Annotated in this window: 6 protein-coding genes; 4 read left to right on the forward strand and 2 right to left on the reverse strand. The window is 63.1% G+C overall.

Annotated elements, in window-relative coordinates:
• The first annotated feature begins 3 nt into the window (after nt 1-3).
• Genes glgX through treY form a run of 3 tightly spaced genes read left to right on the forward strand, consistent with a single transcriptional unit; the run spans nt 4 to nt 6,633 of the window.
• Nucleotides 4-2,079 carry a glycogen debranching protein GlgX gene (gene glgX / locus JQ600_RS26215; RefSeq protein ID WP_212266963.1) on the forward strand — a complete coding sequence of 692 codons (2,076 nt, stop codon included), beginning with the start codon at nt 4-6 and terminating at the stop codon, nt 2,077-2,079.
• Nucleotides 2,076-3,833, forward strand: coding sequence for a malto-oligosyltrehalose trehalohydrolase (treZ, locus tag JQ600_RS26220; RefSeq protein ID WP_212389860.1), 1,758 nt, complete (start codon nt 2,076-2,078; stop codon nt 3,831-3,833). Before glgX ends, treZ begins: the two co-directional genes overlap by 4 nt.
• A 4-nt stretch (nt 3,834-3,837) precedes the next feature.
• Nucleotides 3,838-6,633, forward strand: coding sequence for a malto-oligosyltrehalose synthase (gene treY / locus JQ600_RS26225; protein ID WP_212389861.1), 2,796 nt, complete (start codon nt 3,838-3,840; stop codon nt 6,631-6,633).
• Here treY and JQ600_RS26230 read toward each other — a convergent pair.
• The gene (locus JQ600_RS26230) at nt 6,630-6,941 is read right to left on the reverse strand and encodes a polyhydroxyalkanoic acid system family protein (protein WP_212389862.1); all 312 of its coding nucleotides are present in this window, start codon (nt 6,939-6,941) and stop codon (nt 6,630-6,632) included. The two genes, treY and JQ600_RS26230, sit on opposite strands and share 4 nt — an antisense overlap.
• 168 nt (nt 6,942-7,109) lie before the next feature.
• Here JQ600_RS26230 and JQ600_RS26235 point away from each other — a divergent pair, with 168 nt between their 5' ends.
• On the forward strand, nt 7,110-7,274 hold the full coding sequence (locus tag JQ600_RS26235; protein ID WP_192740124.1) for a DUF3309 family protein: 165 nt from the start codon (nt 7,110-7,112) through the stop codon (nt 7,272-7,274).
• A gap of 136 nt (nt 7,275-7,410) precedes the next feature.
• On the opposite strand, the gene ligD is transcribed toward JQ600_RS26235, so the two are convergent.
• Nucleotides 7,411-10,062: a DNA ligase D gene (gene ligD / locus JQ600_RS26240; protein ID WP_212389863.1), complete on the reverse strand. Its 2,652-nt coding sequence runs from the start codon at nt 10,060-10,062 to the stop codon at nt 7,411-7,413.
• Nucleotides 10,063-10,559 lie beyond the last annotated feature (497 nt).

Consider the following 10,559-nt stretch of genomic DNA (forward strand, 5'->3'; position numbering starts at 1 on the left):
CGCATGCGCCTGACCGCGGGAACGCCCTCACGTCTCGGCGCAAGCTGGGACGGAAGAGGCACCAATTTTGCGCTGTTCTCGGCCAACGCAGAGAAGGTCGAGCTTTGCCTGTTCGACGGCCAGGGCCGCCGCGAGCTCGAGCGCATTGAATTGCCCGAACGAACCGAGGATGTCTGGCACGGCTATCTCAACGACGTCTCGCCCGGGCAGCTCTACGGCTATCGGGTCCACGGGCCCTACCATCCCGAGCACGGGCACCGCTTCAACGCCAACAAGCTGCTGCTCGATCCCTATGCAAGGCGGCTGGCCGGCCGGCTGGTCTGGAGCGACGCGCATTTCGGCTATCGGGCCGGCAGTTCGCGCGAGGATCTCTCCTTCGACCGGCGCGACAACGCCCGCGGCATGCCCAAAGCGGTCGTGGTCGACGAGACCTTCAATTGGGGCCGCCGCGAGATGCGCCCCAACATTTCCTGGGAAGACACCATCATCTACGAGGCCCACGTCAAGGGCCTGACGCAGAAGCGCGACGACGTGCCGCCGGGCCTGCGCGGCACCTATAGCGGGCTCGCCTCGCCTGCGATGATCGATCACCTCAAGCGCCTTGGCGTCACCACCATCGACTTGCTGCCGGTCCACGGGCTGATCGACGACCGCGTGCTGGTCGAAAAGAAGCTGGTCAACTACTGGGGCTACAACACACTGGCGTTCTTCGCGCCCGAAGGGCGCTACGCGCAGGACAATCCGCTCGATGCGTTCCGCACCACGGTGGCGCGGCTGCACGATGCCGGCATCGAGGTGATGCTCGACGTCGTCTACAATCACACCGCCGAAGGCAATCATCTCGGCCCGACGCTGTCGTTTCGCGGCATCGACAACGCGTCCTATTACTGGCTCAAGCCGGACAATCGGCGCTTCTATGACGACTTCACCGGCTGCGGCAGTTCGGTCAATCTGACCCATCCGCGCGTGCTGCAAATGGTGATGGATTCACTGCGCTATTGGGTCGAGGTCTGCCACGTCGACGGCTTCCGCTTCGATCTCGCCACCACGCTGGCGCGCGGGCCGAACGGTTACGACCGCAACGCCGCCTTCCTCACCGCCGTGCGGCAGGATCCGGTGCTGGCAACCGTCAAACTGGTCGCCGAACCCTGGGATCTCGGTTTGGGCGGCTATCAGGTCGGCGCGTTCCCGTCGCAATGGTCGGAATGGAACGACCGATATCGCAGCGCGATGCGGCGCTACTGGAGCGGCGAAGGCAGCCTGATCGGCGAAATATCGAGCCGCATGACCGCTTCCTCCGACCTGTTTCACCATGACAATCGCGCCCCGCGCGCCGGCATCAATCACATCACCGTTCATGACGGCTTCACGCTGGCGGATCTGTTCAGCTACAACGAGAAGCACAACGAGGCCAATGGCGAAGACAACCGCGACGGCTCCAGCCACAACGACAGCAACAATTGCGGGCATGAAGGCCCTACCGATGACGCTGCGATCATTGCGTTACGCCGCCAGCTCCGCAAGAACCAGCTGGCGTGCCTGATGCTCGCGCAGGGTACGCCGCTGATGCTGGCCGGCGATGAAGTCGGCAACTCGCAAAGCGGCAACAACAACGCTTATTGCCAGGACAACGAGATCGGCTGGGTTGGTTGGGAAAACCTCGGCAAGGAAGGCGAGGACCTCACCGATTTCATCGGCCATTTGACCGGCCTGCGCCGGCGGTTCGGCCAGATCCGCTGCCAGCGCTGGCTCGACGGCCGTCGCGCCGACGGCTCCTACGGCGTGCTGTGGCTGACGCCGGCGGCCGAGGAAATGAAGGAATCCGACTGGAAGTTTCCGGAAGGACGATTCCTCGCCTATGTGCTCGGACCGATGGAACAAGGACAAGCGCCGATCTTTATCGTTCTGAACGCCGCCCCCGAAGAGATCGCATTCAAATTGCCCAAGATGAGCAACTACAAGAGTTGGCAGCGGGTGCTGAATACCACCGAAAACGCACAAGCGACGGCCGACTTCGCCGCGGGCGCCAACCTGAAGGCGCCGCCGCGCTCGGTGCTCGCCTTTGCGGGCTCAGCATGAATGACCGACAATTTGGCCCAAAGCTGACGAAAGACGGCGCGCGCTTTCGCCTGTGGGCGCCGGCGGCCAAGCGCGTCGATCTGCTGCTGCAACAACCCCATGCGATGCAGGGCGGCGACGGTGGATGGTTTTCCACCAATATCCCGGGCGCGAAATCGGGCGCCCGCTACAAATTCCGCATCGACGACGAGATCGATATCCCCGACCCCGCGGCCGATTTTCAGCCCGAGGACGTCTTCGGTCCGAGCGAGGTGATCGACCACGCCGCCTTTCCGTGGCGCACGACGGAGTGGCGCGGGCGGCCCTGGCAGGAAGCCGTCATCCTCGAGGCTCATGTCGGAACCTTCACGCCGGACGGCAGCTATCGCGCCATGATCGGGAGGCTCGATCATCTCGTGCAGACCGGCATCACCGCGCTGGAATTGCTGCCGCTGGCGGACTTCGCCGGCAGCCGCAACTGGGGGTATGACGGCGTGCTGTGGTATGCGCCCGACAGCGCCTATGGCCGGCCTGAGGATCTCAAGGCGCTGATCGACGAGGCGCATCTGCGCGGCCTGATGGTGTTTCTCGACGTGGTCTATAACCATTTCGGCCCCGAGGGAAATTATCTCGGCCGTTACGCGCCGGGGTTCTTTACGGAGGCCCACACCCCGTGGGGCAGTGCGATCGATTACCGCGTGCCGCAAGTGCGCGCCTTCGCGATCGAGAATGCGCTGCATTGGCTGCGCGATTATCGCTTCGACGGATTGCGGCTGGATGCGGTGAACAGCATCGTCGAACCGGGTGGGCTCTCGCTGCTGCACGATCTCAGCATGGCTGTGGGCCAGCTCGCCGCGGCAACCGGTCGGCACATTCATCTGGTGCTGGAAAACGGCGACAACCGCGCCAGCATACTGGACGCTGCGCAGGACCTGCCGCGCGGCAAATATCGCGCGCAGTGGAACGATGATTATCATCACGCCTGGCGCGTGCTGATGACCCGCGAAAAGCAGGGCTATTATTGCGACTATCAGCGTTCGCCGCTGGGCGACATCACCAGATCGCTATCCTCAGGGTTTGTCTACCAGGGTGAAATTTCGGAATTTCGCGGCGGCAGGCGCGGCGAACCGAGCGGCAAGCTCGCACCGACGGCTTTCATCAATTTCCTGCAGAACCACGACCAGGTCGGCAACCGCGCCTTTGGCGACCGGCTCGAAGGCGTAGCGCGTCCGGAAGCCATCGAAGCGGCCCTCGCCGTCATGCTGTTGGCCCCTGCGATCCCGATGCTGTTCATGGGGGAGGAATGGGGCTCGAAAACTCCCTTCCCATTCTTCTGTGATTTCAAGGGCGATCTTGCGGACGCGGTCCGCAAGGGCCGCCGCAGCGAATACGCCTGGGCCTACGCCGAATATGGCGACGAGGTCCCCGACGCGTTGGCGCCATCCACCTTCCAATCGGCTGTGCTCGACTGGAATGAACGTGCCGAGCCGGCGGCACAACGACGGCAGTCAACCGTGCAGCAGATGCTGGCGATCCGCAGGCGAGAGATCGTCCCTCGCCTCGCAGGCGCGGCGTTCGGCGAAGCAAAGGCCGCCGGCAATGGCCTGCTGACGGCCAGTTGGCGCATGGGCGATGGCGCCACGCTTCGTCTGCTCGCCAACCTGTCAGACCTGGAGATCGCCAATACTTCAGGTGAATTCAAGGGAACCCTGATCTGGGGCAGCGAGTTGGGAGAGCGCGTCCCGCCATGGTCGGTGCACTGGCGCATCGGATAGGAAAATGCCCCCGGCGATCCCGATCGCGACCTACCGCCTGCAGCTTTCGGCGGATTTCGATTTCGACGCGGCCGCTTCCGTCGTCCCGTATCTTGCGGCGCTCGGGATCACGCATCTCTACGCTTCGCCCTTCATGACGGCGCGCAAGGGCAGCACGCACGGCTACGACATCACCGATCACACAAGGTTCAATCCCGAGCTCGGCGGCGAAGCCGGCTTCGAACGGTTGAGTGCGGCGCTGCGGAAATACGATCTCGGATTGATCCTCGACTTCGTGCCCAACCATGTCGGCGTGCACTTTGCGGACAATCCGTGGTGGCTCGACGTGCTGGAATGGGGCCAAGCCTCGCCGCACGCGGCATCCTTCGATATTGACTGGGAACTGCTGCCGTATCGCGCGCGCGGCGGCGTGCTGCTGCCGATCATCGGTTCATCCTACGGTCAGGCGCTGGAAAGCGGCGAGATCGAACTGCGCTACGATGCCAACGAAGGCAGCTTTTCGGCATGGTATTTCGAGCATCGGCTGCCGATCGCACCCGAGCGCTACAGCGAAATCCTGCGAACCGTCGTCAGAGAAGCAGGCGCCGAAGATCGTCCAGCCGGCAAGGACATCCTCGCCCTCGCCGCACGCTACCACGGGCTGCGCCGCCCCAACCGGAAGGAAGCCCCGGCGTTCAAGGCGGAGTTGCGGGCGATCGCCGGAAGCACTGCGGCCATCACGCACGGGATCGACGCCTATCGCGCCGGACCGGATCGTCCCGCTCAGACGCTGGCGCTGCACCACCTTCTCGAACGCCAGCATTACAAGCTCGGTCACTGGCGGCTTGCCTCCAGCGACATCAACTACCGCCGCTTCTTCGACGTCAATTCGCTCGCGGGATTGCGCGTCGAGGACGCCGGCACCTTTGAGGCCATCCATCAACTCGTCAGACGGCTGATCACGGAAGGAAAGCTGCAGGGCCTGCGGCTCGACCATATCGACGGCCTGCGCGATCCCGTCCAATATTTTCAGCGCCTGCGCCGCCTGATCCGCGGCGCGCAGGGCAGCAAGCCATTTTACATGGTGATCGAGAAGATTCTCGGCGAAGACGAGAAGTTGCCCTCCTTCATCGGGGTTCACGGTACCACCGGCTACGAGTGGATGAACACGATTACGCAAGCGCTGGTCGACGGCAATGGTCTCGAACCGCTCAGCGAAATCTTTCGCCAGATCAGCAGCCAGTCGCCGAAACTCGAGCCGATCCTGAAGGAGGCCAAGCGCCGGGTGCTCGAAACCCTGCTGACCAGCGAATTCACGGTGCTGACGCGCCTCCTGGCGCGCATCGCCAGCGGACACTACTCGACACGGGACTATTCCGCCGACAGCCTGCGACAGGCGCTGGAACTCTACGTGCTGCATTTCCCGGTCTACCGGACCTATTTGACGTCGTCGGGTCCGAACGCCCATGACCGTGCGCTGATCTCGCAGACCCTCCAGAAGGCACGCGCCGACTGGTTCGCGGCCGATGACGGCATTTTCGAATTCCTGCGCGACACCCTGACCATGGACCTGCTCAAGCCCGGCCGGCCGCCACACAGCGCGCCGCGCGTGCGGCGATTTGCGCTGAAGGTGCAGCAATTCACCGGGCCGATGATGGCCAAATCGCTCGAGGACACCACGTTCTATCGCTACCACCGCCTGCTCGCACTCAACGAGGTCGGCGGCGACCCATCTGCCAGGGCGCTCTCCGTCGACGATTTTCATCAGGTCATGCAGACGCGCGCCGGGGAATGGCCGCATGGCATGACCGCGACCGCAACGCATGACACCAAGCGGGGCGAGGACGCCCGCGCCCGGATCATGGCGCTGTCCGAGATCCATGGCGAGTGGACCAGCGCCGTGGCGCGGTGGAAGGTTCTCAACGCGCCCCATCTGGTCATCGACGGCGAGATGCGGGCGCCGTCGGCGACATTCGAATACATGCTCTATCAGGTCCTGCTGGGCGCCTGGCAGCCGGACGACGAGGGGTTCCTGGAGCGGATGCAGGCCTATGCGCTGAAGGCGGCGCGCGAGGGCAAGGAAGAGACCAGCTGGCTCAATCCGCACGCGGCTTATGAAGCGGGACTGAAGACCTTCATCGCGCGCATTCTGGACCGCTCCATTTCCGCCGAGTTTCTGGACGCGCTTGATGCGCTGGCGCGGCGCGTATCGCTATTAGGCGCCTTGAACTCACTGAGCCAGATCACGTTGAAGGCAACGATGCCGGGCGTCCCCGATTTCTATCAGGGTACCGAGCTTTGGGATTTCTCGCTCGTCGATCCCGACAACCGGCGGCCAGTCGACTTTGCCAAACGTGCCCACCTGCTCGCTTCACTGCAGACACCGGACTGGGACCAGCTGGTGCAGGATTGGCCGAGCGGCAAGTTGAAACTGGCCTGGACGCGGCATCTCCTCAAATTGCGCACTGGGCTCGCCGATGTCTTCACCAACGGCGATTATCAGCCACTGGATATCAGCGGACCTCATCGCGACCACTTTATCGCCTTTGCCCGCCGTCGCGGCCGCGAGGCCGCAATCGTCGTCGTCACGAAATCGTCCGCCGCGTTCTCCGAGAGTGGCCGGGCGTGGCCCCGCGCCGAAAGCCATGATGCCACCCTCGACGTCACCGGTTATTCGGCGGAAGGCTTTGCCGACGCCGATGCCTCACAATTGCGGTTGTCCGACCTGTTGGCGCACCTGCCTGTGGCCGTGCTGAAGGCCAGATATCACGGCGCGGCGCAGCGTGCGCCAAAGCGCAGGCGCTTGATACCAACGCCCTAGTTCTTCTTGGTCAACAACAGATTGCCGCGACTCCGGATCGCGGCCTGGGCCACTTCGGCGAAGCGCTGCAGCAGCCACGGCAACACGACCTCGACCTTCACATGATCGTCGGCGACATCGACATGCCCGGCAGCCGCCTGCCCGAGCGCGCGGACGCGAAAGACCATGCGGTTGTCTTCCCATCGCTCCTCATCGACGCTCAGCATCGGCACGCTCGACGCAGCGCGCGATAAACCTGTTTTGAGACGGCGCATGGCTTCTTCGCGGCCGAGGCTGTGCGGAATGGAAACGACCAGCGGTGCGGACATTGGACAAATCCTCGGGTCTGATCTTTCGGATGTAATTCCGTTCCGTTCGAAAGGAAGAGGCGGGCGCGATATGTGCACTGCAATAGGCGGAACTTTCACACCTGCCATTTGTTTTTCCGGTTGAGGGCAAGGCAAACAGGCGCCCAATGCCGGGCTGAGGAGAACTACATGTCACTCGGAACAATCATCCTGATCATTCTTATCATCGCCCTTCTCGGCGGCTTTTCCGGCATCGGCGGCGGACCGTTCTACGGCACCGGCTATTACGGTGGCGGCGGCCTCGGGCTGGTGATCGTGATCCTGCTGATATTGTTGTTGCTCGGGAAGCTGTGATCTCTGAGTAAAGAGATTTTCCGTCATGGCCGGGCTTGTCCCGGCCATCCACGTCTTCCTTGCTTGAGCTTGGCAAAGACGTGGATGCCCGGCACAAGGCCGGGCATGACGACTTGGCTGTGTTCGCTGCCCTCCATCACTTCCCCGCCAGCTTTTTCATCGCCGCCTTGATCGACGCCGCCGCCTCATCATAGCCCTGCCACGCCTTGGTTTTGGCCAGTAACGCCGGCACCGTGCGCACGGTGTATTTCTTTGGATCGAGATCGCCGCGCACCTGCGCCCAGGTCAGCGGCATTGAAACCGTAGCGCCCTCGCGCGCGCGCGGCGACAGCACGGCGACCGCGGTCGACATCCGGTCGTTGCGCAGATAGTCGAGGAAGATCTTTCCCTGGCGCTGCTTCTTCGACATGTTGAGCAGATAGCGCTCGGGATCGTCGTTCGCCATCCACTGGCAAACGCCCTGCGCGAACGCCTTCGCTTCCTTCCACGTCACCTTGTCCTTAGGCCCGTGGAGCAGCGGCGTCACCACGTGCAGTCCCTTGCCGCCGGTGGTCTTGCAGAAGCTCTCGAGGCCCACGGCAGTCAGCCGCTGCCGCATCTCCTTGGCGGCCTCGATCACGTCAGCAAATTCGACATCGGGCGCGGGGTCGAGATCGAACACCAGCCGGCCGGGCACATCTGGCGCATCAGGCGCGCAATTCCAGGGATGCAGTTCGAGCCCGCCGCTTTGGGCTACCGCAGCAAGGCCCTCGATGCGATCGATCTGCAGGTACGGCTTGCGGTCGCCGGAGACCTTGACGAGTTCGAGCAGCTCCGACTTGCCCGGCATGCCATGACGCTGAAAGAACGTCTCTCCCTTGATGCCATCGGGCGCGCGAACCACCGAGCACGGCCGTCCCTTGAGATAGCCGATCATCCATTCGCCGACCGCCTCGAAATAACGCGCAAGATCGAGCTTGGTCACGCCCTTGCCGTCCCCGCCGTCGGGCCACAGCGCCTTGTCGGGTTTTGAGATGACGACGCCCATCACCTCAGCGGATTTGCTGGCCGACGACTTGCCGGATCTGATCAAAGGTTTTGCCGCCTTGGTCATGACAGGCTTCTCCGCTTCAACCTCATTTGCCGGCTTGTCCTGCCGCAGCCCCTTGAACGCCGCCTGCCTGATGTTGCCGCCGTCGGTCCACCCCGCGAACTCGATCTCGGCAACGAGTTCAGGCTTCAGCCAATGCACGTCGCGGGTCTTCTTCGGCGCGTCCTTGCCGCCAAACGGGCTCTTGTCTGAACTCGCCGACTTCAGCGCCGGCATGATGCGCCGGACCGTATCCTGCCCAAAGCCGGTGCCCACGAGGCCGACAAAGGCGAGATGACCTTCGCGATAGACGCCGGCCATCAGCGAGCGGAATTTGCCGTTGGTGGTCTTCCAGCCGCCCAGCACCACCTCGTGTCCGGCGCGGGTCTTGGATTTGGTCCAACTTTCGGACCGCCCGGATCGATACGGCGCATCCAGCTTCTTGGAGATGATGCCTTCAAGCGCCAATTTGTTGGCGGCTTCCAGGACGGAATCGCCGCTTTCCTCGAAATGCGCGACGTACTGAATCAGACGGCCCTTGCGCTTCCTGGCTTCCAGAAGCTGCTTCAGGCGCGCCTTGCGCTCGCCAAGCGGGAGGCCGCGTAGATCCTCACCGCCGGCGAACAGCAGATCGAACGCGAAGAAGATCAGGGCGCCGGTTTTGCCGTCGGAGATTGCGGCCTGCAGCGTCGAGAAATGCGGTACGCCGTGGTGGTCGAGCGCCGCGATTTCGCCGTCGATCAGCACATCCGGCAGCGATGTCGCCTCCTTGGCGATGGCGCCGAACTTTTCCGTCCAGTCCAGTGCTTTACGGGTTTTCAGGACGGCGTCGCCATCCTCGACCCGCAATTGCATGCGGTAGCCGTCGAATTTGATCTCGTGGCACCAGCCGTCCGAATTGGGTGGGCTTTCGGCCGAGGCGCAAAGTTGCGGCGCGACGAAATCCGGCATCGCGTCAATCTTCTTCGCCTTGGCGGCGGCGGGCGCCTTCGTTAGAGGCGCGGACCGCGCGATCGACGTCTTGATCGATGTTTTTCCCTGCGCCCGCGCTTCCGCCGCATCGCCGCGGTTGGAATGCCACACCGCATCCGCTTTGGTCTTGCCGCCCTTCGCCAGCATGAACGGCTTTGGCGCCCTCCCCTTGCCGTTCGCAATCTGATCCATCGAGCGGCCCGACGCGACCGATTTGTCCTCGTCGAGGATATCGTTGTCGTCCCCTTCCTTGACGAATTCGTCGCGATGCTTGATCAGCAGCCAGTTGGTGCGCTTGCCGCCATAGCGGTCGCCCTTCATCCGCACCAGCACCCAGCTGCCATGCAGCTTCTCGCCCTGCAGGTTGAATTTCAGGTCGCCCTTCTTGAAGCCGCGCTCGGGGTCGTCGGATTCCCAATAGCCGCGGTCCCAGAGCTGCACGGTCCCGCCGCCATATTGGTCATCCGGAATGGTGCCTTCGAAATCACCGTAATCGAGCGGATGGTCCTCGACCTCGACCGCGAGCCGCTTGTCGTGCGGATCGAGCGAGGGACCACGCGTCACCGCCCACGACTTGAAAACGCCGTCGAACTCCAGCCGGAGATCGTAGTGCAGCCGGGTCGCGTCATGCTTCTGGATCACGAACCGCCGCTGCTTCGACGGCGCCACCTTGACGTCGCCGGAGGGCTCGCTGGTCTTCTCGAAATCGCGTTTTTTCCGGTAGGTGTTCAGGTTTCGTAGCGACACGGCCTAGCCTCACATCCGTCCGGCGCCCCGCGAGGCGGCAACGTTATCCAAAACCCATGGTAACCGTTGAAGTTCCGAAACCAAAGCCCGCCGGGGTGCGGCCCTGGCACGCTTTCGCATCCCCACTACTCGTCGTCCCGGCCTTGAGCCGGGACCCATAGCCACCGGCGGGAATTGTTTAGCACCGTAGTCGTTATCTTTCTTTTTCAGCAATCGGGGCCGCGGAGTATGGGTCCCGGCTCAAGGCCGGGACGACGGCGGTGTTTGTTGCTGCACCTTGGTCTAAACACAGTTTAGCGATCTCGCGACGCATTACGCCCGAGCTTTGCCAGAAATTCCTTGCCCTCCAATGAGAGGGCGCAGGGAAGACCGGGTGCGCGCTGCACCCGCGGTCTCGCGTGCGGTTTGCACAAAACAAAGTGCACACGAGCATACAGGGCAGCGGAGAACACCCGGCCTTCCCTGCGCAATGGCTTTACGGCTTATGCCGTGATCTC

The organism is Bradyrhizobium sp. AUGA SZCCT0176 (assembly GCF_018130145.1).
Classification (GTDB): Bacteria; Pseudomonadota; Alphaproteobacteria; order Rhizobiales; family Xanthobacteraceae; genus Bradyrhizobium.

Bases quoted from the DNA above. Each gene is read 5' to 3' on its own strand.
- glgX (WP_212266963.1), top strand. From the start codon at position 4: ATGCGCCTGACCGCGGGAACGCCCTCACGTCTCGGCGCAAGCTGGGAC.
- treZ (WP_212389860.1), top strand. From the start codon at position 2,076: ATGAATGACCGACAATTTGGCCCAAAGCTGACGAAAGACGGCGCGCGC.
- treY (WP_212389861.1), top strand. From the start codon at position 3,838: ATGCCCCCGGCGATCCCGATCGCGACCTACCGCCTGCAGCTTTCGGCG.
- JQ600_RS26230 (WP_212389862.1), bottom strand. From the start codon at position 6,941: ATGTCCGCACCGCTGGTCGTTTCCATTCCGCACAGCCTCGGCCGCGAA.
- JQ600_RS26235 (WP_192740124.1), top strand. From the start codon at position 7,110: ATGTCACTCGGAACAATCATCCTGATCATTCTTATCATCGCCCTTCTC.